We start from the raw sequence: 25,347 nt of genomic DNA on the forward strand, positions 1-25,347 counted from the left end.
GATTGTGTGCAGTCCTTAACGGTTGAATTGGGTGAACGTTCGTACCCCATCTATATTGGTCAAAATATTCTTTCTGAAGCATTAATTACTCCCTTTATCAAAGGTAATCAAGTTATGGTGGTCACGAATGACACGATAGCGCCTTTGTATCTTGATACCTTATTAAAATGCTTACCTGGGCTCACAGTTGATGTCACCGTATTGCCTGACGGCGAGTCTTTTAAAGATTTAACTCACCTTAATTTGATATTCGATAAGTTGCTTGAATGTAGGCATAACCGAACTACAACACTGATTGCTTTGGGCGGTGGTGTTGTTGGCGATATGACTGGTTTTGCCGCTGCGAGTTACCAGCGTGGTGTTGATTTTATTCAAATCCCTACGACGGTACTGTCTCAGGTTGACTCTTCTGTGGGTGGTAAAACAGGTGTAAACCATCCATTGGGTAAAAATATGATTGGGGCGTTTTATCAGCCCCAGTTAGTTCTTGCTGACATTTCTGTTTTTACTACCTTACCTGATCGTGAGCTTTCAGCAGGTTTGGCTGAAGTGATAAAGTATGGTTTGATTTATGATTACACATTCTTTTGTTGGCTTGAAGAGAATATAGATGGATTAGTTGCACGTGATCCGGACATTCTTATGCAGGCGATCTTGCGTTCTTGTGAAATTAAGGCTGAAGTTGTTGCCCAAGATGAAAAAGAGGGCGGTATTCGCGCTTGGTTAAATTTAGGGCATACTTTTGGACACGCAATTGAAACGCACCAAGGATATGGTCGCTGGTTGCACGGAGAAGCTGTTGCTGCCGGTACAATGATGGCGATGGCTCTCTCTCTAAGTATGGGATGGTTGTCACCTGAGGATGTAGATCGTGCACGTACTTTATTTGAGAAGACTAACTTACCTATTCTGCCACCTGATAACATGGGTGAAGATGATTTTCTTGAGCTAATGTCAGTAGACAAGAAAGTGCTAAATGGTGAATTACGTTTGGTTCTGTTGGAAACTCTTGGGAAAGCTGTTGTGACAGCTGACTATTCTAAAGAAAAACTGATGCGTGTCTTAAGCGCTTAGTCCAAGCGTTAAGTAGGTGTACCAATGAGTCAAAATTTCTACTTCGAGCCTCCTAGTCGAATTCAGCTAGTGGATAAAATGGCTCATTTGCTTCGCTATTCTGATTTTTTGATTGTTATTGCTGGCCCCAAAGGGAGCGGGAAAAGCTCTGTGTCAAAGCGCTTAGCTTTGGTGACGAAGACGAGTGATATAAGTCAGATTCTTGTCACGCTTGAAGGTGAGACGGGAGCCATGTCACTTGCCCTGCAGTGTGCAAAATTGGTTTCTGATGATTATGCCGAAGGCATGGACCCTTTGACTATTCTGCATGAAAAAAGCAGGTCGCTGCATGATGTTGGGCAACATCTGCTGATTCTTATTGATAATGCAGAATGGCTTAATGATGAAGCTATTGAGTTGCTGGCAGGTCTACTAGTATCGGGGGTTGGTAAACCTAAAGTTGTACTTTCTGGTGAAGAGTCATTGGTGAATCGTTTACATTCATTGAGTCTTTATGAGTTACTAGAAGGTCGTTTGCACCTTGAGACTTTACAGCCGTTTAGTGAAGATGAAGCAAAAGAGTTCCTTGCATTACGATTTTCTTCGCAGCAAACATTGAGTAAGCGTGAACTGAAAAGTATTTACGAAAGTTCTAATGGGTACCCTGGGAGGATTACTTCTGCGGCCTCGGATATATATCGCTCAGGCAAAATCACGAGTAAGTCTAGTAGGTTCTTCCCTTTGCCTATGCCGCATATGGTCGGTATAGGTATTGTGCTTTTAGGGGTATTGTTGGTATCTGCTTGGCAGGCTTCACAGGATACTAACCTAGCTGTTGAGCCGCAGATTGTTGCGGGACGTGTCTCAGTACCGCTCAATGTTTCTGTCAAGGATCCTTCGGTAGCTGATGACTCTATTACTCAGATGCAAAGTGAGTTGTCTAAGCTGTTAGCTGAACAAGAAAAGTTATTAAAACAAGAAACGGCTTTGCTAAAGACTCCTCCCATAATAAAGGAGAATACGCTAAAGACGCCTGCAGTAGCTGAGCCTAAGTCTATACCAGTAACTACGATTATAGAGAAAGCGAAAGAACAGATAGGTGAGTCTAGTCTTGTTGAGAAAGAAGTTAAGCCGAGTAAAAAATTAATTGAGACACGCGTTTCTCCCGTTGTGGTTAAGGCATTAGCTCCAGCTGTAGTTGCCTCTAAGCCCGTTAACGCGCCAGTTGCTGCTAAGCCTGTAGTAATCGCTAAACAGAGTGTTGTGTCCAAGCCTGCTGTCGTTGTAGCGCCTAATGTCGTCGTGCCTAAGCCTGATATCGTCCCTGTTAAGGTTGTGCCTCAGCCTACAGTGATTGTCTCTGAAAAAGGTACGGCTGCACCTAGAAGCGTAACACCTAAAAGTGTTGCATCTGAGGTTGTGTATTCAGGCAAAGGAAATAAAAGTTCAACTGTCCCAAAAGCAAGTACAGCTAAATGGCTTAAAGAAGAGCAATTGTTATCCTGGCCTTCTTCAGGTTATACCTTGCAGGTATTAGGCGCGCGCTCTCAATCTAGCGTTGTGCAGTTTATGGAGTCTTTAGATAGTCGAGACCGATTATATTACTTCACAACGGTGTTCAAAAAAGCGCCTTGGCACGTGGTTGTGTATGGACAATATGCCAATCGAGCTGCTGCAAATCGGGCGGTCAGCTCATTACCACAAGAGCTTAAAAAGCTTAAGCCTTGGGCTCGAAGCATTAAAGGGGTGCAGCAAGATATCAAGAAAAAATAATTTTTTCTTTAGTTTTTTCAGTAAATTGTTTTTAAAAAACGGCTTTTTGCCGTTTTTTTTATGCTTAATCGAATGAATATCTGCTTAAAATTTGTCCCCGAAGGGCTCAATGTGTAAAATATCCTCCCTTTTTGCCTGCCAAATAAAAGTCCAGTCGAAAAGGTATTTAGTTAAACCTTTGTTTTTTTAAGAACTTTTTAAGTGAGTATGACTTATGAGCACAGGTCTATATCGCCCCGGTGAATTTAAGGATAACTGTGGTTTTGGTCTGATGGCGCACCTGGAAGGTACGGCCAGTCATGATCTTTTGCTAAAAGCGATCGGCGCACTTGCCTGTATGACCCATCGAGGTGGTATTGCCGCCGATGGTAAAACAGGCGATGGTTGCGGATTACTAATGCAGAAGCCCGATGGTTTTCTGCGTGAAGTAGTAAAAAGTGATCTCAGTGTTGAGCTAGCAGAGCAATATGCTGTAGGTATGATCTTTTTATCACAAGAGCCCGCGTTGGCTGATGCATCGCGCACCACGTTAAACCAGGAGCTAGAAGCTCAAGGGCTTGTTGTGAAAGGCTGGCGCGTCGTGCCAACAGACGAGAGCTGTCTTGGACCTATAGCTAAAGACACCTTGCCAAAAATTGAGCAAGTGTTTGTCGAAGCGGCTGGTAAGTCAGAGCGTGATTTTGGTGTCAGCTTGTTTGTTGCTCGCCGTAAGGCAGAAATTGCTTTAAGTACGGACAATGATTTTTATATTTGTAGTCTCTCCGATAAGGTTCTTTCATATAAAGGGCTAACATTACCGGTCGACTTGCCAGTATTTTATAAAGACTTGGCAGATGAGCGTCTTGAAACAGCGGTGTGTACTTATCATCAGCGCTTTTCTACGAATACGGCACCACGCTGGCCTTTAGCTCAGCCGTTCCGTTTTCTGGCTCATAACGGTGAAATCAATACGATCGAAGGTAACCGCAATTGGTCGCGAGCACGTTCGCGAAAATTTGCTACGGACCTGCTGCCTAACCTTGAAGACCTACAGCCTATTGTAAACACTAGCGGTTCTGACTCCTCTAGCATGGATAACATGCTGGAATTTCTAATGGTTGGTGGAATCGATATTTACCGTGCGGTTCGTATGATCATTCCACCTGCGTGGCAGAACGTGGATACCATGGATACGGAGTTGCGTGCTTTCTATGAATACAACTCGATGCACATGGAACCATGGGATGGCCCTGCAGGCATGGTAATGACCGATGGTCGATTTGCCGTGTGTATGCTTGACCGTAATGGTTTACGTCCATCTCGTTGGGTGATGACGAAACAAGGATATATTTGTACGGCGTCCGAAATTGGTGTTTTTGATTACCAACCTGAGGATATTGTGGCGCAGGGGCAGGTAGGCCCAGGTCAGATTTTTGCCATCGACACAGCCAGTGGTGAAGTATTACATACAGCGGATGTTGATAACCGTCTGAAAAAAGCTCAGCCTTACAAAAAATGGCTCAGAGAAAATGCTCTGCGTCTTGAGCAGACGATGAACCTGAGTGAAGAGTCGCGTTCTTTCCGTGAGATGCCTCCAGAAGAAGTTAAAAGGTACATGAAAATGTTCCAAGTAACTTTCGAAGAGCGAGATCACGTTATTCGTCCACTGGGTGAGTCTGGTATGGAAGCAGTCGGCTCCATGGGTGACGATAAACCAATGGCCGTTTTGTCTAGTCGTGTACGTTCTCCATATGACTATTTTCGTCAGCAGTTTGCCCAAGTTACCAACCCTCCTATCGATCCTTTGCGTGAAGCGATCGTTATGTCGTTGGAAACCTGTATCGGTGCTGAGCAGAATATTTTTGAAGAAACAGCAGAGCACGCCCGACGCGTTATTTTGACAACTCCTGTATTGTCAGCGTCTAAGTTCCGTCGTCTACGCGATAACGAAGTTTCTGGCTTTGATGTTATAACGATTGATTTGAATTACGATCCTTCAAAAACCAATCTCAAAGATGCTATAGCAACCGTGACAGATCAGGCTGAAAAGTCTGTTCGTGATGGCAAGGTGATCATCATTCTATCGGATGCCAAGATAGAAGAAGGTAAATTACCTATCCATGCGGCGATGGCTACAGGTGCTGTGCATCACCGCTTAGTAGATACAGGTCTGCGTTGTGATGCCAATATCGTCGTTGAAACGGGAACAGTCAGAGACCCACATCACTTCTCGGTTCTGTTTGGTTTTGGTGCTACAGCCGTTTACCCATTCCTTGTTTATCGTGTGCTAAATGACTTGTGTGCATCTGGCGAAATGCTATTAGACCCACTGGATAGCCATGAAAATTACCGTAAAGGTATTAATAAAGGCTTGATGAAGATCCTCTCGAAGATGGGTATTTCTACTATCGCTTCGTATCGAGGAGCTCAGCTGTTTGAAGCCATCGGTTTAAGTTCAGAAGTCGTCAATCAGTGCTTTAAGGGTGTGAGCAGTCGTATTGAAGGCGCACGTTTTGAAGATTTCGAATACGAGCAGTCATTACTGGCCAAGCAAGCTTGGACTGCGCGTAAGCCTATTCAGCAAGGTGGTTTATTAAAATATATGCACGATGGTGAATATCATGCGTATAACCCAGATGTTGTTCGTACTATCCATGAAGCGGTTGAAAGTGGTGATCCGGCTAAATATCAAGTCTATGCTGATCTAGTGAATAATCGTGGTGTTGCCACACTGCGTGATATGTTGGCTTTGAAAAAAGATGTGAAGTCTATTTCACTAGACCAAGTTGAGCCAGTCGAAGAAATTCTTAAGCGCTTCGACTCAGCAGCTATGTCTCTGGGAGCTTTGTCACCAGAAGCGCATGAAGCATTAGCGGTTGCGATGAACGAGTTGGGCGGCCGTTCTAACTCAGGTGAGGGGGGGGAAGACCCTGCTCGTCACGGCACAATGAAGCGCTCAAAAATCAAACAGATTGCATCAGGTCGTTTTGGGGTTACTCCTGAGTACTTGATGAGTGCAGACGTTTTACAGATCAAGGTTGCTCAGGGAGCTAAACCTGGTGAAGGTGGTCAGCTTCCTGGCGGTAAGGTCAATGAACTGATTGCCCGCTTACGCTTTTCTGTCCCAGGTGTAACGTTGATTTCGCCACCGCCGCATCATGATATTTACTCAATTGAAGATTTGGCACAGCTGATTTTCGATTTGAAGCAAATTAATCCAGAAGCATTGGTCTCAGTTAAACTGGTTTCACGCCCAGGTGTCGGTACTATCGCCTGTGGTGTAGCTAAAGCGTACGCTGATCTAATTACTATCTCAGGATATGACGGTGGAACGGCAGCATCACCTATTACCTCGATTCACCATGCGGGTTCACCATGGGAGCTAGGTCTTTCTGACGCGCATCAGTCTCTACGTGGTAATCATCTTCGTGGCAAAATTCGTTTGCAAACAGACGGCGGTTTAAAAACTGGTTTGGATGTAATCAAGGCGGCGATGTTAGGTGCTGAGAGCTTTGGTTTTGGCACGATGCCAATGGTGGCTCTAGGTTGTAAATACCTACGCATTTGTCATTTAAATAACTGTGCAACCGGTGTTGCTACTCAGAATGAAAGACTGCGTGACGATTTCTTCCGTGGAACGGTTGAAATGGTGAAGAACTTCTTCAGGTTTGTCGCAGAGGAAACACGTCAATGGATGGCTCAAATGGGTATTCGTACCATGGATGAGCTGGTCGGGCGTGTTGACTTACTGGAATTGATCGACGGTTATACACCGAAGCAACAGAATCTGGATTTAAGCCCGATTATAAGTGATGGTGGCGTGCCTGCTGAATATCCACAAATTTGTCAGCAAACGCGTAATGAACCGTACGATAGTGGTGCTCTCAATACTCAGATGCTTGATCTGTCATTACAGAGTATTGAACAAAAAACCGGTGGCGCATGGCAGTTGGACATTACTAACTGCGATCGCTCTGTTGGTGCGCGTACTTCAGGTGCTATTGCTAAGCAGCATGGTAATTTGGGTATGTGTGGTCAGCAGCTAACGTTTAGCTTTAAAGGCCACGCAGGTCAGTCATTCGGTGTGTGGAACGCCGGCGGACAGGATCTGATTTTAGAAGGTGATGCCAACGATTACGTCGGTAAAGGCATGGCGGGCGGCAAGATAGTAATTAAACCGTTTGCTGCTTCTACTTTTAAATCAAATGAAACCGCTATTATGGGCAATACCTGCCTTTACGGAGCAACTGGCGGTAAGTTATTCGCTGCGGGCCGTGCAGGTGAGCGTTTTGCCGTACGTAATTCGGGTTGTCATGCGGTTGTTGAAGGTGCGGGCGATCATTGCTGTGAGTATATGACTGGTGGTTTGGTTACGGTACTAGGATCGACTGGTTATAACTTCGGTGCAGGTATGACCGGTGGTTTTGCCTATGTGCTGGATATGAGCAACACCTTTGTGGATAAGTACAACCATGAACTGGTTGAAATTCACCGAGTTCATACTGAGCATATGGAAATCCATAAAAACCATCTGCGTTCAGTGATTATTGAGTTTGCTAGAGAGACAGGTAGCGCTTGGGGCCAAGAAATTGTTGAGAATTTTGATGATTATATTGGTCGCTTCTGGTTAGTTAAGCCTAAAGCCGCTGGCATTACTGATTTACTGAATAGTGTTCGTAGACGCCCTGAATAACAGGTTTCGTAGCGATAAAGTTTAACCTGCGCCTGTTAACAGGCGCCATAATGAGGTGGGACTATGACTGAACGTCTTAACAATGATTTCCAGTTCATCGACGTATCCCGTGAAGGGCCGAAGAAAATAAAGGCCTCTGTTCGTAAAAAACAGTATGCTGAAATTTACGAGCCATTTGTTGAAACAGAAGCTGCAGAGCAGTCACATCGGTGTTTGGATTGTGGTAATCCGTATTGTTCATGGAAATGCCCTGTGCATAACCATATCCCGGATTGGTTACAGCTAGTGTCGGAAGGTAACATCATTAAAGCGGCTGAATTAAGCCACCAGACAAATACGCTGCCAGAAGTATGTGGCCGTGTATGTCCGCAAGACCGCCTTTGTGAGGGCGCTTGCACACTCAACGATGGTTTTGGTGCCGTAACGATCGGTTCTGTAGAGAAGTACATTACAGATACTGCGTTTGCGATGGGCTGGAAACCAGACATGAGTAACGTACCGAAAACAGGTAAACGAGTCGCTATTATCGGGGCTGGCCCTGCGGGTTTAGGCGCGGCAGATATTTTGGTACGTAATGGTGTTACACCAGTAGTATTTGATCGCTATCCAGAAATTGGTGGCTTGCTGACCTTTGGTATTCCAGAGTTCAAACTGGAAAAAGAGGTGATGGCCAATCGTCGTCGTGTCTTTGAAGAGATGGGTGTTGAGTTCCGTCTTAATACCGATATTGGCAAAGATGTTGCCATGCAGTCTTTGATCGATGAATACGATGCTGTCTTCCTTGGTATGGGCACGTATACCTATATGAAAGGTGGTTTTCCGGGTGAAGACCTAGATGGTGTGTATGATGCATTGCCATTCCTGATTTCTAATGTGAATCATTGTTTGGGTTTTGAAAAAGATCCTGCTGACTATATTAGTATGAAAGGCAAAAAAGTTGTGATTCTGGGTGGTGGTGACACAGCCATGGACTGTAACCGTACCTCTATTCGTCAGGAAGCTACGCGTGTTATCTGTGCGTATCGCCGTGATGAAGCCAATATGCCAGGCTCTAAGCGTGAAGTAGAGAATGCTAAAGAAGAAGGTGTTGAATTCTTCTTTAATCGCCAGCCTGTGGAAGTTGTGGGCGAAAATGGCAAAGTAGTCGGTATTAAGGTTGTCACTACTCAGATGGGTGAGCCTGATGAGAATGGCCGCCAGCGTGCTGAAGTTGTTCCAGGCTCTGAAGAAGTTTTGGATGCTGATGCTGTGCTTGTTGCTTTCGGGTTCCGCCCAAGCCCTGCGCCATGGTTTGCTGACTTTGGTATCGATTTACATGATGATGGTCGTGTAAAAGCGGATGAGAAACCGTCTCAAGGGCGTCATGCGTTCCAAACGAGCAATGCAAAAGTCTTTGCCGGTGGTGACATGGTGCGCGGTTCTGACCTTGTAGTGACTGCTATTTATGAAGGCCGACAGGCTGCTGAAGGTATTCTCGATTACCTTGAAGTCTAATGTTGGATTTTAAATTGTTGCGTAGTCGCTTCTTATGACTGCAGCGATATTTAAAAAAAGGCCGCTAATCTAGCGGCCTTTTTTATGTCTGTATTTTCTCCCTGCCTTACATCAGAACGTCACTCTTTTTATTTATCTAACCCTATACTGTCGGCGAATCTTGCTAGCTTCGAACGGCGCATGGCATCGATTGAGAAGACGGTAAAGCCTATCCATACCAGTGCAAAGGTTACTAGACGCCCTGTGTTGATTGCTTCCGCGAATACGAATACTGCTAAAAGAAAATAAAGGGTGGGTTCTATGTACTGCAAGACTGCAACCGTAGAGATGTTTTTTGTGCGGGCTACACCAAAGGCAAATAAACCCAGAGGAAGGATCGTTATTGGTGCGGTTAGCATTAACAAAAGGCGATCATTGTCTTCACCAGTTTCCCAGTGAGTAAGCCCCGACATACCAATTAGATAAAACAGTGCAAAAGGTACCATGAGTAATGTTTCTGCTGCGAGTCCGTTGAGAGTATCAATCCGCACCTGTTTCTTAATGACACCATAACAACCAAATGCAAGCGCAATACCGATAGTCAGCCAGGGGAAACTATCCAAGCTTATACATGCGTAAAGAAAGCCTGATGAGCAGAACAGCAGAGCTATTAATTGTAAGGGAGTCAATCGTTCACGGAGATAGAGCACACCAATCAGAATGCTGATCAGAGGGGTGAGAAAATATGCCAGACTTACCATGAGTACCTGGCCGTTGGTTACTCCCCAAGTGTTGAGGTACCAGCTAGTAGAGATACAAGCCGTAGAGATAAACAGTGAGGCAAATGTTTTGGGTTCCATTAGCAGTCTGAAAACGCGTATGGGAGTGACTGTAACCCAGAGCAATATGGTCATTAGGGGCACCGAGCAGAGAACGCGCAGAGCAAAAATTTCCATGGCTTCTACATCGCGAAGATGCTGATAGAAGAGCGGTGTTAGCCCCCAAATTATATAGGCCGCAGTGGTCCAAAGTAAGCCGCCTTGTAGTAAGTTAGATAGTTGCATATGTCGATTTTAGCTATAAATTATCATGATGACGGAAAAGGAGAAGTATACACAAGCCTGGTGTAATACATGGAATGAGCAAAGGTATTGGGGATGTCGAGACCCTACTGAAACTCCATAGTTACTGAAGTTGTTTATAAAACGATAGACGAAGTATGGAATGACGGCTGTGGTACAGGTTCAAGCCGTCATTTGTCACGCTCTTAGCACTGTTTGAAACTCAAATTAAGCTATTTGACGATCCACTGTCGCTGCCACCATGCGTGTTAGGCTGCTCAAATCAAAGATGGGTAGGGCAAACTTTTTCTGTAACTTTGGAGCAAAATGCGAAAGGTCAGTGCACTCTAGAACGATTGCCCCTACTTCTGGATTTTCGTCCAACATGTTCTGAACCACAGAGTTTAATTCCTCCTCAAAAAGATCCATATCTAGGTCATCGGTATCGCCACGAAGAATGACTTCTGCAAACTGTTTCTGGTGCTGCATACCTGCAACGACAATAGGCTCGGCAACAATACCGACACCTTTTAGGTGATCTTCGGTCAGTGCATCACTGTTGGCAACGACTACCCCTACTTTTTGATCCCGCTTTAATAAGCGAGACACTAATGGCACTTGAATGAGGCTAGACATAAATACGGGTACATTAACCGCATCGGCGATCTCTTTCTGATGTAGGGCTAGAAAGCCGCAGCTGCCGGTGATTGCTTTTACGCCTTCACGTTCTAGTTCCTGAGCGGCTTCTATAAATGGCTTTAACAGTTCAGGATCACGTTCGCGGATAAGGCGATCAATAGTGGCACCTTTGACTGTCTTGTAAAGAATGGGAAAGTCAAAGCTGGCGGGGTGTTTAATATGTCCAGCTGGTTTTGGGAAGTAAGACTCTAGGGAAATAACGCCTATGGTGAGCCCACAAAGATTGATACCACCTTTGATGATCATTTAAATATCCTGTCAGTTAAAGCGTGCGGCGGAGAATGGTTTAAGGTCCACTGCTGGTGCATGGCCCTGTATGCTTTGTGTAATCAGTTTTCCGGTGATTGCAGCGAATGTTAGCCCTAAGTGGCCATGACCAAACCCTACTTTTATCCGCGGGTGGTGCTCTAGTTCCCCGATAACCGGTAGAGAGTCTGGTGTTGATGGGCGACTACCAACCCAGGTCGATATAATTGAAGGGTCACTGCCCAACATCACTTTGGCATGCTTCAGCATTTCATCGGCACGCTGTGGGTTTAGTGGTGCATCAGCGAACGCAAATTCTGCTGTTCCTGCCAAGCGTATACCGCCTTCCATTGGCGTAAGGAAGACCGCTTTATCTAACCAACCTACTGGGCGACTAAGAGACTTTTCGCCAATATCGAGTGTTAGATGATAACCACGTTCGCTGACGAGTGGGAGTTTCACTCCAAGTTTTTTAAGAATCGCTTTTGACGAGAAACCTGCACAGATCACAACTTGATCATATTTTACGTTTCTATCATTTAGCTTCACGGTTACTTCGTTACTGTTAGGTAATACTGCTTGTACTTCATCATGCAAGATCGTTCCACCATTGTTACTGAAGTGGTGGGCGTAACGCCTACTTAATTCAACAGGGCTTATAGTGAAGCGAGTATCGGGATAAAAAACGCCGCCTGCATGAAAATTGGCTAAATTCGGTTCCAGCTCGTGAACCTGATGAGCATTAAGAAATTCGAGATTTACACCTTGCTCTCTGCGCTCTTGTAGATCGCCACTTTGTGCGGTTGAAAAACCTTCTTCTGTTGCAAAAAGCCCTAAACAACCCTCGGATTTAATCAGATCCTGAGCATTGGTGAGGTTCAATAGTTCTTGATTGGTGAGCTGTGTATGTTCTTGCAAGGATGTTAGTGCTTCCTTACCTTGTATGTACTTTGTGGGGAAGCAGGCTTTGAAAAATTCCCACCCGTAAGGCATCAATGAAGGTAAATAGCTTCCCTGCATAGACAGTGGACTGGTTTTATCTAGCAGCATTCCAGGCATTTTTTTCATCATGGCAAACTTGGCAAACGGCAAGCGGGCATAATCTGCGAATAAGCCAGCGTTACCGAAAGAGGCCCCCATTCCGGGGGCTTCTTTATCGATCAATGTCACCTTATAACCTGCTTCTTGTAAGCTTAGAGCGGTTGATAGGCCGACGATGCCAGCCCCCAAGATTCCAATATGTATATTTTGCATACTTACTTCGTGATGAAACCATCACGCCTCACGTTTTTAAACTTTGGCTGCAATTACCTGAATTTCTACTAATAGTTCTGGTCGTGCTAAACGTGATTCCACACAGGCCCTGACGGGTGTGTTGTTGCTATCTACCCATGCATCCCACACAACATTCATTTGGGCGAATTGGTTAATATCAGAAATCCAGATATTGGCGCTGATTAGATGGCTCTTATTGCTGCCCGCATCTTTGAGGAGTTCATCTATTTGTGCCAGAACTTGGTGGGTCTGCCCTGCCATATCCTCGGATGGTTTTTTTGCTACTTGGCCTGCAGTCCAAACTAGATCAGCAAAGCTCACTAGTTGGCTCATACGGTGATTTGAATGTTGTCGTTGGATCATGTTCTACTCGCTTATTATTGGTTTTTCTTTTGTTGGTTAGCAGTACTGCTAAGTGTTCTTACTACTTGCTTTTTTTGGTATCAGAAATCAGTTTCTTAAATCATTAAGCGGCGGCTCACGGACACTCAGTTATGAGAACAAGTAACTCAACATGGTTGTCGAAATAAATAAGAGAAGGGTTATAAGTGCTAGGTACTAGATGCTGATTTTTTATAATCACTACCGGTTGAAAATGGTATGAGCATCGAGATCTTCTTTTATTGTTATGTTCGGCTCACCAGCTAAAACAACCTAAGGAGCAGTTTTTAAGAAGTTATTATTTACACTAAAAAACATAATAACAAATCGTAAATATTTAACATTTCATCAGTTTTATTTATATTTGTGTTTGGAGCTGTGTGCGTTCTCATTCGTTATTGAAATTGAGTATTTACCGAGGTAGTCAATTGATGAGGCTTGTTAGCTTGGTGTTAAACCTAACGAAGGTAAGGTGACAATGTGTGGTTATCTGAGGTATTCGCTTTTAACTCTCTATTTTTGCTAAAGCATGTTTTCTTCGGCTCCATCGAAGTGATCTTTTCTCTTTCATTAATAAAATAATCCACTAGCGCCTATTCAGAACCCTGCTGCTATAGAAACACGCAATTACATAGTGCTCTTATTAAAATGCTGTTGGTGGGAAGGGGCATAGCGTAAAAAATAACATAAGAAAAACTTATATAATCAAATATTTTTTAGAATTGTATCTATATTAAGTTTGTTTACACTGAATGAATCAGCGTCCTGTGATATTGGCAATTGAGTTGTTACAGCAGCTTTATGTTCTTCGTCGCAGCCGTTGCTGAAACCTATAAAAACAAGAAACATTCGGGTAGCAAAATGGATAGAAGAAAGATAGACGTCGTATTATCGACATTTTTGATTATTGTTTCTTTGATCATCTTAACCAACAACAACTTAGTTGAAGGTGGTGCTGAAAGTGATCTAGGATCCATGTTTTTACCTCGTGTCGTAGCAGGGTTGATCATCCTCTTTTCCGCGACTATCGCTATCCAATCTCTAATGAAACTGTCAAAAGGCACCAAGATTGAAGATTTGGAGCTGATCAGTACTGATGGTTTCTCCGGTATCTTTATTTATATAGGGATCTTTATTGTTTATTGGCTTGCCGTGCCTTACGTAGGTTTTCTGGTGGCAACTCCCTTTATTATGATCGCTGTTGCCATACTCCTTGGAGGTCGCAACTGGGTTCCTATTATCGCTATGTCTGTTATCACCCCTGTACTGATTGATTATGGGTCTAAAGAGTTCCTGCGAGTCTACTTGCCAACTTGGGCCTTTTAAGGGGAGTAAATCAGATGTTTGATAATATTATTAGTGGTTTCTCTTCTATTTTGGCAATAGGCCCCATTTTGGGCATTATTGCGGGCGTAATCATCGGCATTATTTTTGGTGCTATTCCTGGTATCTCCGCGATTATGGCGATCGCTATCATTTTGCCGATGACTTTTTATGTCGATCCAATCATTGGTATCACCATGTTATTGGCTGTATATAAAGCCGGTATTTATGGTGGGTCGATCTCAGCTATCTTGATCAATACGCCGGGAGCTGCAGCCTCATTTCTGACCGCTCAAGATGGTCATGCACTGACGAAAGCAGGCAAGGCTGGCAAGGCACTTGATATGTCGCTATTTGCCTCGGTCACAGGTGAGATGTTGGCAACATTAGTGCTGATTTTAGTGGCGGCTCCGATCTCTCTGATCTCATTGCAGGCAGGCCCTATAGAGAAAGTATTCCTGCTGCTGTTTGCTTTTACCGTTATAGGTTCTATGGCGGGAGAGTCACTCCCTCGTGGCTTGTTATCGTGCTGTCTGGGTATGCTGTTTGCAATGGTTGGTATGTCTACCATTACGGGGGCTGCACGCTTCACTTTTGGCTATACCGAACTGATGGGTGGTTTTACCTTTACGCCCATGCTAATTGGTATCTTGGTTATGCCTGAGGTGTTCAATGTTATTAAACGGCGTTTAGTTCCTCATCATGAGATGACGATTACTCATTCTCCTAATCCTGCTGATAATCGCATTAGTTTTAAAGAATTTCGAAATGTGTTCAGCACCATTTTAAAGTCCAGTGGCATTGGTACTTTTGTAGGGGCGCTGCCAGGCTTGGGCTCTAGTACAGCTGCCTTTATTGCCTATGGTGAAGCAAAGCGTACTGCTAAAAAGCCTGAAGAGTACGGTAAGGGTTCAGTCGAAGGTATTGCGGCTGCCGAGTCTGCTAATAATGCAGTATGTGGCTCTAGCATGATTCCAATGCTGACATTGAGCATACCTGGTGATGATGTGGCAGCCTTGCTAATGGGCGCCTTTTTGATTCATGGTCTGACACCCGGCCCTATGATCTTTTTTGAACACACTGAAATTATCTACGCGATTTTTGCAGGTTTCTTGATTACTGATCTCTTCCTTTTGGTGATAGCACGCACTGGCTTCAAATTCTTCGTGAAGATGGCGTCGTTGCGCCGCTACTATATTTTCCCTTGTGTAACTGTGTTTGCTTTCACCGGTGCCTTCACCGCTGGGCAAAATATGGATGACATTCTGGTTCTTATTGCTTTCACCGTGATGGGCTACGGCATGAGACTGGTTGGGTTAAATCCGGCGGTATTTATTATCGGCTTTATTCTGACACCGTTTCTAGAGCAAAACTTAGATCAGGCAATGTCGATCGTTGGCACTGATTATTATTTGTTCTTTGCATCACCGTTCTCATGGGTGTTTATCGCACTATCTGTCTTCTTTGTTTTCTCCAGTATGCGAGTAAAGCGTAAAACTGCGAATGCTACTGCTTCGGCAGAAAGTAAAGCCGCCTGAACATGAAAACCAAACTTTCTTAGCTAGGCAGTAACTTTTTTGTTGCTGGCCTTTGCTTAAGGCCATAAATCCATATGAAAACCGTTAAATATAAATATAAATATAAATAAATCGAAGGAAGTATGTATGAAAAGTTCTAAAAAAATACTGGCAACTCTTACTGCAGCGCTAGCTGTAACATTGGCTTCTGGTGCCGCATTGGCTGAATACCCTGAGAAACCAATCAATGTCATCGTTCCTTGGGGAGCGGGTGGTGACTCTGATTTAACGACGCGTATTTGGGCTGACGCCGTAGAAAAAGAGCTAGGTGTTCCTGTGGTTGTTATTAATAAGACAGGCGGTGGTGGTGTTGTTGGTACATCGTTCGTTGCTCGTGCAAAAAAAGATGGCTATACGTTGATTAATGCGGGTCTGAGTAACATGTTAATAACCCCTAACTTCAGCAAAACACCATACAACTTTGATAGCTTTACACCCGTAGTGAAAATGACTTCTGTACCGTTAGCGGTGGTCGTTGCAAAAGACAGCCCTTATAAGACTTTTGAAGATTTTGTTGCTGGCGCTAAGAGTAAGAGAGTAACTCAGGGATCTTGGGGTGCGACCTCTTCCGGTACGATTCAAGCCAACATTATTGCAGAACAGATGGGCTATAAAGTTAAATATGTCCATGCAAAAGGCGCTGCAAACTCTATGGTTTCAGTAGTGGGTGGTCATATTGATTCTGCTGTGTCATTCCCTCCTGCATTTGGCCCGCATGTAAAGGCTGATCGTGCACGTGCACTGGTTATGAACCAGAAAATGGATGCATTTCCTGGTGTGCCGACATTTGCTGACTATGGCGTAAAAGGTAGCTTCGAAGGCTGGTCGGGTGTGTTTGCGCCAACAGGTGTTCCTCAGGACGTAGTTGATAAGCTAAATGCGGCAACTGCTAAAGTAATGAAAGACCCAAAAGTGTTGGCTGCTTACCAGAATATTGGTGCAATAGTTGATTATCGTCATGGGGCAGAGTGGATTAGTGACATGAAAGAAACTTACGGCATCATGAAAGAGGCGGCTGCTAAAGTTAAGAAATAATAGCCGCAACTGAATTTCAACGGCACTCGTGCTTTCTGGTTATCGAGCTGTCGTTGAAGTTTTCTGTTTAACTCTCTCTGCCATTCCACTCAAGACCCAAATCAGAATTTATCTACAGCCTGCGCTTCAACCCTTTTTGCTATTTCATTGCTCTCTTCTGGTTTATTGTGCGTAACTTCCTAGCTTAAAAAATGGATAACATGAACAGGTATTGAATGCTTGTATGCGTTATATTTCTACTGAAATTATAACCAAATACTCATTTTTTAGAGTAGTTTATCAGCATATCTAATATTTAAAGGTGAAATAATGAACCTCAAGCAGATGGAAGCCTTTCGGGCGGTGATGTTAAGTGGTTCGGTTTCACAGGCCGCTAAACAATTATTTCGAACTCAACCAGCAGTGAGCATGATGATTACCTCGCTGGAAAACGATATTGGTTTTCAATTGTTTGAACGGCATAAAAAACGCCTGTATCCCACTCCTGAGGCTCACTATTTATATAAAGAAGTAGAAGCTATCTTCTCTCGTATACAGGATGTAAGCCAGACTGTTCAGGATATACAGAACAAGCAGTATGGTTTTCTACGCATCGGTTGTATGCCTGGGCCATCTAATTTCTTCGTGCCAGATATTTTGGCAGATTTTTTGGAAGATCATCCCAAGGTTCAGGCCTCATTACAGACTCGAACGTCTGATGCTGTCGTTGAGTGGGTCGCTTCCAATCAATACGATTTGGGTCTGGCTGAAATATCCACGCATCAGTCCAAGCTAGGTAGAAATAGGCTGTTCGAATTGCCTTGTGTTTGTGCGCTACCGGCTGAACACCCGTTGGCAGAGCAGGAGGTGATTACGCCCGAGATGCTTGACGATGAGCCAATGATAACCCTGCATCCAGATCATATGATATTCCATGATTTGATGCAGCTGTTTGAAGCGGGTGGGCATCGTATGAATGTGCGTTTGCAAACCCGCTTCTTTATTCCGGCGCTTAAGTTTGTTGAGCGGGGGCTTGGTGTATCTATTGTTGACCCTATATCAGCAAGTAGTTACACCACGTACGCACAAGCTGACAAAGTTGTCTTTCGTCGCTTTCAGCCTGACGTGCATTTACGTATAGGTTTGATGTTTCCCTCGGGTAACCCGTCATCGATGATTGCCATGGAGTTTGCTGACCTACTGTGCAAGCAGATTGAAAATGTTCTTGATAACCCTGAGCAGTTCCTTGGTTGGGGTGAGTAATGGTTCTAGTTAGGTGTTGCTGGATTGTGTGGTGTATTAAAATATTTAGCAGTGAAAACAAAAAAGCCTCGTATTTACGAGGCTTTATATAGGGCTATAACTAAACTTTATAGCTTGCCAAGATAACTATCAAATCGCTGTTTAATTGATTCTGACGGTGCTGCGGTTACTAAGCTTACAATGATAATTGATAGTGCCGCAAAGATAATTCCCGGAACTATTTCATAAACATCAAAGATGCCTCCACTGATCTGTTTCCAGATAACAACCGTTAAGCCACCCACAATAACACCCGCCAATGCGCCAAAACGGTTCATGCGTTTCCAGTACAAGCTCAGGATCAGCGTTGGACCAAAAGCAGCACCAAAGCCTGCCCATGCATAAGAAACCAATCCTAATACAGAGCTATCAGGACTCATTGCTAGCACTAGTGCTACAAGGGATAAACCTATCACAGCAATGCGACCGACCATGACAACTTGTTTTTGCGATGCGTCTTTACGAAATACCTGTTTATAAAAGTCTTCAGCCAATGCTGAAGAAGATACCAGTAGTTGAGAATCAGCAGTACTCATAATGGCTGCAAGAATCGCGGCTAGAAGAATGCCGGCAACAACAGGGTGGAATATGGCATTGACTAGCAACATGAAGATTTTTTCGCCATCGCCTAAGTTTCCACCTAGCTGGTTGTCTACATAGATAATACCGGCAAGGCCCACTAGTATAGCGCCGACCATGGATAGCCCAGACCACACGACCGCAATACGACGAGCAGTAGATATCTCTGCATTACTACGGACTGCTGCAAAACGTGCCAAAATATGAGGCTGGCCGAAGTAACCTAAACCCCACGCAGCTAAAGAAATAATAGCGATGGCTGTGAGTGGTTCACCTTTGCTGTCGTTCCATATAGTGAGTAATTCAGGGTTTTTAATTTCTAGAGCAGTAAAGAGGTTAGCAAACCCACCTTCTGACTGAATAGCAATAATAGGTACAAGAATAAGCGCTGCCGCCATCAATAAGCCCTGTACTAAATCTGTCCAAGATACCGCTAAGAAACCACCAAATAAGGTATAAGACACAACACAAACGGTGCCTATAATGACCGCGAGGGTGTAATCCAGTCCAAATACAGTTTCAAATAGTTTGCCGCCAGCAACGAGACCTGAACTTGTGTAGAACAAGAAGAATAATAAAATAAAGAAGGCAGAAATAACCTGTAATAAGTTTGATTTGTCCTCGAAACGATTAGCAAAGAACTCGGGCAGTGTGAGTGCATCGTTTGCTTCAATACTATAAGTACGTAGACGCTTGGCTACTAATAACCAGTTTAACCAAGTCCCTATGAGTAAGCCTGCTCCTAGCCAAATTGATTCTAAACCAGATGAAAATGCATAGCCTGGAAGGCCTAAAAGTAACCAGCCACTCATATCTGAAGCGCCTGCCGATAATGCAGCTGGCCAAGGGCCTAGAGAACGGCCTCCCAAAAAGTAATCTGAAGAGTTTGCTGTACGTCGGTAAGCATACACACCAATGGCGAGCATGAGTCCCAGATAAATCGTAAAAGTACCAATAATGGCACCGCTATTTGCGATCATTTACCATACCTCGTGTTGAGTCTAAGAGTTATTATTAGAATCGGCCTATTTTGGAGAGGGCGAAAATAAGCCGTGGATCATACGCTTACCGTTATACTTTTGGATATGACGATAAGCATATTTTGAGGTTACGAGTCGCTTTTGCCACCAAGCTCCAATAACGTCGCATTACCTCCAACCGCAGTGGTGTTCACTGAGAGAGTGCTTTCTGTGACAAAACGCCAAGGATAATCAAGGCTAGTTAATGTCGGATAAGTATTAAAATCTGTTTCTGTAATGAGTTGCGCTAGCATGCCGTCGCGTTGTGCTAGTTGTGTATTGAGCGCTATTACATCGGCATCTGATCCACAAAAAGCATAGGCATGAAAGGCTTCATGGCTGGCTAGCTCTTCTATTGATGCACAGCTGATTTGAACGGTATCAGGTGTAATTCCTGCATTCAGTAATACTGAATGCAGTCGATGCATATATTTATTGGATGACTGCAGAACCACTGCATTTCCGGTTGCTAGTGCTGTGAATAACTGTGCAGCTATCGCTGCCTCATACGCCAGAGTCGTCTTATCATCTTCTGAATGTGGGGGGGCTGAGCAAATGCCGATAAGCCCGCGGCCACTCCAATGTAGGCTGTTAGCTTCGCCTGTAGGTCCTGGTAAATGGACTGTGTCTGGCATCGAGTTAGCGATGCGTGTCAGGAGCCAAGTGACTAAAGGTTGGTTGAGCTCTGTAGCTGCGACACTAAGTAATTCCACTCGGGCTGTAGTTCCTAACGTATTCCAAGCTTCCCAGGAAGATTCTGCCGTTTTTACAGCACTCGCTAATGTTGGGTTAGTCATATTAATCTCCTGCTTACACTTGGCTAGTTAGTGGGCTTTGGGTGTTTTGAGCGTGAGTACTTTGAGGCTGAGTCTTTCGCACTTCACGAGTGAAACGTTTTAAGTAGTGTGGTCCACCCGCTTTAGGACCTGTTCCTGAGAGTCCTTGGCCACCAAAGGGCTGAACGCCGACTACCGCGCCTACTTGGTCGCGATTGATATAAATGTTGCCGGCACGAACACGATGTGTAATGTGATTAGCTGTGGTTTCGTTGCGTGTATGCACACCAAGGGTTAAACCAAAACCGCTGGCATTTATGCTATCAATGATGCTGTTAAGCTCAGACGCTTTATAGCGAACCACGTGAAGAATTGGCCCGAACTGCTCTTCAGATAACTGTTCGATTCCTGAAATTTCAAATGCACTTGGCGCAACAAAAGTACCTTTGTCTGAATCAAATGGCAGCGGCGTTTGAGCAATTAGAGAGGCATTTTTATGCATGTTTTCAATATGCTGCAACAGCCTGGTTTGTGCCCTTCTATCTATGACAGGCCCAATATCTGTTTGATGATATTCAGGGTTTCCAACAATGCTCTCTTGCATGGCTCCACGTAGCATTGGAATAATGCGATCAGCTATATCTTGCTGAACAAATAACACACGTAATGCTGAGCAGCGTTGCCCGGCGGATGCAAAAGCTGAGCGTACAGCATCGCGTACGACCTGTTCAGGTAAGCATGTTGAGTCGATCAACATGGCGTTTTGGCCGCCAGTCTCGGCGATAAATGGAACGGGACCTGCTTGGCGTTTGGCTAGAGAGCGGTTAATACGCTGCGCGGTCCCTGTTGAGCCAGTAAAGGCAACTCCAGCAACACGCTTGTCAGACGTTAATGGCTCACCGAGTGTTGCTCCCTCACCGGTAAGTAGCTGAATAGCGCCTGCAGGGATGCCTGCCTCAAGCATTAGTTGAACAGCGCGAAAGGCAATAAGGCTAGTTTGCTCTGCAGGTTTGGCGACAACCGTGTTACCGGCAGCCAACGCTGCTGCTATTGGGCCTAGGAATATTGCTAGAGGGAAATTCCATGGTGATATACAGACGAACACACCACGCCCTTGACGGCTTATCTCTAGTGTTGAATGGTCAAAGCTCTGTAGCGTTTCAGTTTCACTCATTGCCAAGCGGGCTTGGACTGCGTAATAACGACAAAAATCAACGGCCTCACGCACTTCGTCGATTCCATCTTGTAACGTTTTTCCCGCTTCACGATGGCATAGTGCCATTAACTCACCGTAATTTTCTTCTAGTAAGTCGGCTAAGCGTTCTAAAGCTTGGGCACGATCAGTTACTGGTGTATCGCGCCATGCAGGGTAGGCTTTCTCAGCATGTTCTAGAGCAAGGTCTACATGCGAAGCACTGGCGAAATTAACCTGTCCTACGATGTGGTTGTGATCGTATGGCGCAACAATGCTAAAGGGTGTGGTGTTTGTAGATAGCACCTCACCATTTATAATCGGGCCTGCTTGCCAAGTAGTAGCCATAAATGGCTGAATCATCGCTTTAAAGTTGTTCCACTGCGCATCAATTTCAATGTTGTAACCGTAAGAGTTTTTACGCTCACCACTAAACAGTTCTGCAGGTAGTGGGATATAAGGGTTAGCCAGTGATTTTCGTGATGCTAAGACATCTGCTGGATGATCCACTAGTTCACTAATAGGGCAACGAGCATCCACCAAACGGTGCACAAAAGAGCTGTTGGCGCCATTTTCTAATAAACGGCGTACTAAGTAGGGCAGTAAGTCTTTGTGGTTACCTACCGGTGCATAAATACGTACAGTAACATTGTTTGTTTTGATGACCGTATTATAAAGCGCATCTCCCATGCCATGTAGGCGCTGGAATTCGTATTCATCGTGCATAGCCATAGCTATCACTGAAGCAACGGTATGCGCATTGTGGCTAGCAAATTGAGGATAAATATGCCCTCGGACATTTTCGCTTAACAAAAATCGCGCGCATGCTAAGTAAGCGGTATCCGTTGCTTCTTTACGTGTATAAACGGGGTATCCGCTTAAGCCACGCTGTTGGCAATTTTTGATCTCGCTATCCCAGTAAGCGCCTTTTACTAAGCGCAATGGAATACGATCTCCCTGGCTTTTAGCTAATGCTGCTAGCCAGGCTAAAACAGGCAATGCGCGTTTTGAATAGGCCTGTACTACTAGACCTAGTTCACCCCAACCACGGGTTTTTGGGTGCTGGTATAGCTGCTGGAATAGTTCTAAAGATAATTCTAACCGATCCGCTTCTTCAGCATCGATGGTAATACCGACATTGAGGGATCTCGCGTGGCTGATGAGTTCAAGTACCTTATCGCTCATCTCTCCTAGTACGCGTGCTTTTTGGCTCACTTCATATCGTGGGTGAAGTGCTGACAGCTTGATAGATATTGTCGGTTTAGGCGCGCTTCCTTCATACTTATCTTTTCCAACAGCACTAATAGCCTGTTTATAATCATTGAAGTACTTATCAGCATCTTGCGATGTTAACGCAGCTTCTCCAAGCATATCGAAGGAGTAGGTATAGCCTTTGTCGCGGTCGCTACGGCCACGCTTTAGTGCTTCTTTAATTGAGCGTCCCAGCACAAACTGATGGCCCATTATTTTCATAGCCTGGTTCATCACTTTACGGATGACAGGTTCAGACATTTTATTGACGAGACGGTTAATGACGTTTGACGGTTCGCCGTCTTCATCTTTATCAAGCGATACAACTTTACCGGTCAGCAGTAATCCCCAGGTAGAGGCGTTTACAAAGAGAGAGTCTGAGTTCTTCAGGTGTGCTTTCCAGTCAGCTACTGACAGCTTGTCACGTATTAGCGCATCGGCTGTTTCTGCATCAGGGATACGCATGAGTGCTTCGGCAAGGCACATAAGGAGGATACCTTCACGAGTGTCTAAGCTGTATTCAAGCAGCAATGCATCAATCATGTGAATGGCACCATCATCTGCGCGCACCTGTTCGATTAGCGTAGTCGCGCCTTGAGTGATCTGTTGGCGTTCATTCGTATTAGGTGTGGCCAATGGTAACAGTTCTTTTAACCAACTCGTTTCATCTACTGAGTAGAGCGGTGAAATGAGTTCCCAAATGTGTGGGAGTGGCTGATCTAGAAAATCAGGATTAAAGATGTCGGTGGCTTTGAACATAGTTATGCTCCCTAAACATGTTGGACGGTCGATAGCTGCGCCATGGGTCACGAATATCATGATGGTTCAACTGTATGGCCAACTGGCCGCTTTCGTCTTGCGAAAAACTTGGGTTGTTTTGTAAAAAGCTCTGTTTTACCTTCCATTAAGTGCTTTTTTGGACGTTTTCTTTATAAACATGGGAGGTGATGAGGGAAAATTCCAGTTTTTAAGCGATCAATTGTCTGGAATTTGCTATGATCCGCTTTTGCGGCGTTATCTGGGATAGCGCTTCTTTTTAGTACAATTAATTAGATCGGATCGAGTTATATGCAACCGAAAGTCGCCATTATCATGGGTTCTAAAAGTGATTGGGATACCATGAAATTAGCCACCGAGATTCTGGACGAGCTTCAGGTACCTCACCATGTAGAAGTCGTTTCAGCACACCGCACACCTGATAAGCTATTTTCTTTTTCCTCTGGTGCCGTTGATGCAGGCTATCAGGTCATTATTGCAGGTGCTGGTGGTGCCGCACATTTGCCTGGCATGGTTGCTTCAAAAACGCGCCTTCCTGTTCTAGGTGTTCCTGTACAGAGTAAAGCGCTGAATGGTATGGATAGCTTGCTATCAATTGTTCAGATGCCTAAAGGTATTGCTGTTGGCACATTGGCCATTGGTTCTGCCGGTGCTTTTAATGCAGGCTTGATGGCAGCACAAATGCTTGCAAACACGGATGCTGAGTTAGCGCATCGTTTGGAAGCATTTCGTAAGGCGCAGACAGATACTATTTTAGAAAATCCTGATCCACGAGAAGTCTAATGAGTAAAGTATGGGTATTGGGTGCAGGTCAGCTAGGAGCAATGATGCGCCATGCGGCAACGCCGTTAAATGTTGAAGTTGTACCGGTTGACTTTAATCAGTCTCAGAGCGTTGAGTTGGCAGATGATGATGTTGTTACTGCTGAAATAGAGCTGTGGCCTGAAACGAATGCAACCAAGGTGCTTTCAAAGCATCCGCACTTTATTAATCGCGAAGTATTCCCGCGGTTAGCTGACCGCTTCACGCAAAAGCAGCTACTTGATGAGTTACAGATTGCCACAGCGCCATGGCAGCTTGTGGATTCTGACACTCAATCACAAGCCCTTTATCAAGCATTAGGTGAAACCGTACTCCTGAAGCGCCGGACGGGTGGTTATGATGGGCGCGGCCAGTATTGGCTGAAGCAGCCAGAAGGAACAGAAGTACCAGAAGGTTGGCATCAAGAAGCCATTGCAGAACAGAAAATACCGTTTGATGAAGAAGTCTCTCTTGTCGGCGCTAGAGATAAGGAGGGTAATTTGTATTTTTACCCGTTGGCGCTGAACCTACATGTTAACGGCATACTGATGGCATCTATTGCTCCGTTAGAGCGCTTGTCAGGTGTTCAGGCAGAAGCGGAAGAAATGCTGGGTAAACTGCTGACGTCGCTTGAATATGTGGGTGTGATGGCGATGGAGTGTTTTCGTGTCGGAGAGCATTTGATGGTAAATGAACTTGCTCCTCGTGTACATAATAGTGGGCATTGGACTCAATCAGGAACAAGTATCAGCCAGTTTGAATCACATATTCGTGCTGTAGCAGGTTTGCCAATGAGTAAGGCGGTGGTTAAAGGCCAGTCTGTGATGATTAACTTGATTGGTGTTGAGCGCAACGATGATTGGCTTGCCGTTGAAGGCGCTGAGTTGTATTGGTACGGAAAAGAGGTACGAGTTGGGCGTAAGGTAGGGCATATCAACCTTACGTTGAATGATTCGCAGCAGCTGAACTCATCTTTAAATCAACTGGCTTCAAGTTTTCCTGAGCCTTACCCTGAAGTATTTAGCTGGGTCGCTGATAATTTGAAATAAGCTTGTAGTTTCATACTTAGATAAATTGTGATTAGTAAAAACATTAACGCCGTT

17 protein-coding genes are annotated in these 25,347 nt (G+C 44.7%); 10 read left to right on the top strand and 7 right to left on the bottom strand.

Features of this window, described 5'->3' with window-relative positions:
• Nucleotides 1–6 precede the first annotated feature (6 nt).
• From aroB to NEJAP_RS01855, 4 genes are all read left to right on the top strand, one after another.
• Nucleotides 7–1,074 carry a 3-dehydroquinate synthase gene (gene aroB, locus NEJAP_RS01840; RefSeq protein ID WP_201349032.1) on the top strand — a complete coding sequence of 356 codons (1,068 nt, stop codon included), beginning with the start codon at nt 7–9 and terminating at the stop codon, nt 1,072–1,074.
• A 24-nt stretch (nt 1,075–1,098) separates the two neighbouring features.
• Nucleotides 1,099–2,826, top strand: coding sequence for an AAA family ATPase (locus NEJAP_RS01845; protein ID WP_201349033.1), 1,728 nt, complete (start codon nt 1,099–1,101; stop codon nt 2,824–2,826).
• 214 nt (nt 2,827–3,040) lie between these two features.
• Nucleotides 3,041–7,498, top strand: coding sequence for a glutamate synthase large subunit (gltB, locus tag NEJAP_RS01850; RefSeq protein ID WP_201349034.1), 4,458 nt, complete (start codon nt 3,041–3,043; stop codon nt 7,496–7,498).
• Between the two features lie 63 nt (nt 7,499–7,561).
• Nucleotides 7,562–8,992, top strand: a complete 1,431-nt coding sequence (locus tag NEJAP_RS01855; RefSeq protein ID WP_201349035.1) for an FAD-dependent oxidoreductase — start codon at nt 7,562–7,564, stop codon at nt 8,990–8,992.
• A 128-nt stretch (nt 8,993–9,120) separates the two neighbouring features.
• Here NEJAP_RS01855 and rarD read toward each other — a convergent pair whose 3' ends face one another.
• The 4 genes from rarD to NEJAP_RS01875 form a co-directional block, all read right to left on the bottom strand.
• Entirely contained in the window at nt 9,121–10,035 is a 915-nt protein-coding gene (gene rarD, locus NEJAP_RS01860) for an EamA family transporter RarD (protein WP_201349036.1), read from the bottom strand.
• Between the two features lie 225 nt (nt 10,036–10,260).
• The gene (locus NEJAP_RS01865; protein WP_201349037.1) at nt 10,261–10,977 is read right to left on the bottom strand and encodes an aspartate/glutamate racemase family protein; all 717 of its coding nucleotides are present in this window, start codon (nt 10,975–10,977) and stop codon (nt 10,261–10,263) included.
• Nucleotides 10,978–10,989: 12 nt separating this feature from the next.
• On the bottom strand, nt 10,990–12,231 hold the full coding sequence (locus tag NEJAP_RS01870) for an NAD(P)/FAD-dependent oxidoreductase (protein WP_201349038.1): 1,242 nt from the start codon (nt 12,229–12,231) through the stop codon (nt 10,990–10,992).
• 36 nt (nt 12,232–12,267) lie between these two features.
• Nucleotides 12,268–12,615, bottom strand: a complete 348-nt coding sequence (locus NEJAP_RS01875; RefSeq protein WP_201349039.1) for a RidA family protein — start codon at nt 12,613–12,615, stop codon at nt 12,268–12,270.
• Nucleotides 12,616–13,494: 879 nt separating this feature from the next.
• On the opposite strand from NEJAP_RS01875, the gene NEJAP_RS01880 reads away from it, so the two are divergent.
• From NEJAP_RS01880 to NEJAP_RS01895, 4 genes are all read left to right on the top strand, one after another.
• Nucleotides 13,495–13,959 carry a tripartite tricarboxylate transporter TctB family protein gene (locus tag NEJAP_RS01880; protein WP_201349040.1) on the top strand — a complete coding sequence of 155 codons (465 nt, stop codon included), beginning with the start codon at nt 13,495–13,497 and terminating at the stop codon, nt 13,957–13,959.
• Between the two features lie 14 nt (nt 13,960–13,973).
• Nucleotides 13,974–15,494 (top strand): tripartite tricarboxylate transporter permease, encoded by a 1,521-nt coding sequence (locus NEJAP_RS01885; protein ID WP_201349041.1) that lies wholly within the window; start codon nt 13,974–13,976, stop codon nt 15,492–15,494.
• Nucleotides 15,495–15,620: 126 nt separating this feature from the next.
• Nucleotides 15,621–16,568 carry a Bug family tripartite tricarboxylate transporter substrate binding protein gene (locus tag NEJAP_RS01890; RefSeq protein ID WP_201349042.1) on the top strand — a complete coding sequence of 316 codons (948 nt, stop codon included), beginning with the start codon at nt 15,621–15,623 and terminating at the stop codon, nt 16,566–16,568.
• Nucleotides 16,569–16,877: 309 nt separating this feature from the next.
• Nucleotides 16,878–17,810 carry a LysR family transcriptional regulator gene (locus tag NEJAP_RS01895; protein ID WP_201349043.1) on the top strand — a complete coding sequence of 311 codons (933 nt, stop codon included), beginning with the start codon at nt 16,878–16,880 and terminating at the stop codon, nt 17,808–17,810.
• 107 nt (nt 17,811–17,917) lie between these two features.
• On the opposite strand, the gene putP is transcribed toward NEJAP_RS01895, so the two are convergent.
• From putP to putA, 3 genes are all read right to left on the bottom strand, one after another.
• Nucleotides 17,918–19,408 carry a sodium/proline symporter PutP gene (putP, locus tag NEJAP_RS01900; RefSeq protein WP_201349044.1) on the bottom strand — a complete coding sequence of 497 codons (1,491 nt, stop codon included), beginning with the start codon at nt 19,406–19,408 and terminating at the stop codon, nt 17,918–17,920.
• A 128-nt stretch (nt 19,409–19,536) separates the two neighbouring features.
• A complete protein-coding gene (locus NEJAP_RS01905) occupies nt 19,537–20,244 on the bottom strand; it encodes a hypothetical protein (protein ID WP_201349045.1) in 708 nt (235 codons plus the stop codon).
• A gap of 13 nt (nt 20,245–20,257) precedes the next feature.
• Nucleotides 20,258–23,425, bottom strand: coding sequence for a bifunctional proline dehydrogenase/L-glutamate gamma-semialdehyde dehydrogenase PutA (gene putA, locus NEJAP_RS01910; RefSeq protein ID WP_201349046.1), 3,168 nt, complete (start codon nt 23,423–23,425; stop codon nt 20,258–20,260).
• Nucleotides 23,426–23,734: 309 nt separating this feature from the next.
• Between putA and purE the strand changes: the two genes are divergently transcribed.
• Together purE and purK are read left to right on the top strand one after the other, a co-directional pair.
• Nucleotides 23,735–24,226: a 5-(carboxyamino)imidazole ribonucleotide mutase gene (purE, locus tag NEJAP_RS01915; protein ID WP_201349047.1), complete on the top strand. Its 492-nt coding sequence runs from the start codon at nt 23,735–23,737 to the stop codon at nt 24,224–24,226.
• Entirely contained in the window at nt 24,226–25,293 is a 1,068-nt protein-coding gene (gene purK, locus NEJAP_RS01920) for a 5-(carboxyamino)imidazole ribonucleotide synthase (protein ID WP_201349048.1), read from the top strand. The genes purE and purK overlap by 1 nt, the downstream gene beginning before the upstream one ends.
• Nucleotides 25,294–25,347: the final 54 nt, after the last annotated feature.

Origin of the sequence: Neptunomonas japonica JAMM 1380 (assembly GCF_016592555.1) — a bacterium.
GTDB lineage: Bacteria > Pseudomonadota > Gammaproteobacteria > Pseudomonadales > Balneatricaceae > Neptunomonas > Neptunomonas japonica_A.

What these genes read in the sequence shown, in the direction of transcription:
- NEJAP_RS01885 (WP_201349041.1), top strand. Translation starts at nt 13,974, where the DNA reads ATGTTTGATAATATTATTAGTGGTTTCTCTTCTATTTTGGCAATAGGC.
- NEJAP_RS01870 (WP_201349038.1), bottom strand. Translation starts at nt 12,231, where the DNA reads ATGCAAAATATACATATTGGAATCTTGGGGGCTGGCATCGTCGGCCTA.
- NEJAP_RS01875 (WP_201349039.1), bottom strand. Translation starts at nt 12,615, where the DNA reads ATGATCCAACGACAACATTCAAATCACCGTATGAGCCAACTAGTGAGC.
- NEJAP_RS01845 (WP_201349033.1), top strand. Translation starts at nt 1,099, where the DNA reads ATGAGTCAAAATTTCTACTTCGAGCCTCCTAGTCGAATTCAGCTAGTG.
- NEJAP_RS01890 (WP_201349042.1), top strand. Translation starts at nt 15,621, where the DNA reads ATGAAAAGTTCTAAAAAAATACTGGCAACTCTTACTGCAGCGCTAGCT.
- putA (WP_201349046.1), bottom strand. Translation starts at nt 23,425, where the DNA reads ATGTTCAAAGCCACCGACATCTTTAATCCTGATTTTCTAGATCAGCCA.
- NEJAP_RS01880 (WP_201349040.1), top strand. Translation starts at nt 13,495, where the DNA reads ATGGATAGAAGAAAGATAGACGTCGTATTATCGACATTTTTGATTATT.
- gltB (WP_201349034.1), top strand. Translation starts at nt 3,041, where the DNA reads ATGAGCACAGGTCTATATCGCCCCGGTGAATTTAAGGATAACTGTGGT.
- purE (WP_201349047.1), top strand. Translation starts at nt 23,735, where the DNA reads ATGCAACCGAAAGTCGCCATTATCATGGGTTCTAAAAGTGATTGGGAT.
- putP (WP_201349044.1), bottom strand. Translation starts at nt 19,408, where the DNA reads ATGATCGCAAATAGCGGTGCCATTATTGGTACTTTTACGATTTATCTG.
- purK (WP_201349048.1), top strand. Translation starts at nt 24,226, where the DNA reads ATGAGTAAAGTATGGGTATTGGGTGCAGGTCAGCTAGGAGCAATGATG.
- NEJAP_RS01865 (WP_201349037.1), bottom strand. Translation starts at nt 10,977, where the DNA reads ATGATCATCAAAGGTGGTATCAATCTTTGTGGGCTCACCATAGGCGTT.
- NEJAP_RS01855 (WP_201349035.1), top strand. Translation starts at nt 7,562, where the DNA reads ATGACTGAACGTCTTAACAATGATTTCCAGTTCATCGACGTATCCCGT.
- NEJAP_RS01905 (WP_201349045.1), bottom strand. Translation starts at nt 20,244, where the DNA reads ATGACTAACCCAACATTAGCGAGTGCTGTAAAAACGGCAGAATCTTCC.
- NEJAP_RS01895 (WP_201349043.1), top strand. Translation starts at nt 16,878, where the DNA reads ATGAACCTCAAGCAGATGGAAGCCTTTCGGGCGGTGATGTTAAGTGGT.
- rarD (WP_201349036.1), bottom strand. Translation starts at nt 10,035, where the DNA reads ATGCAACTATCTAACTTACTACAAGGCGGCTTACTTTGGACCACTGCG.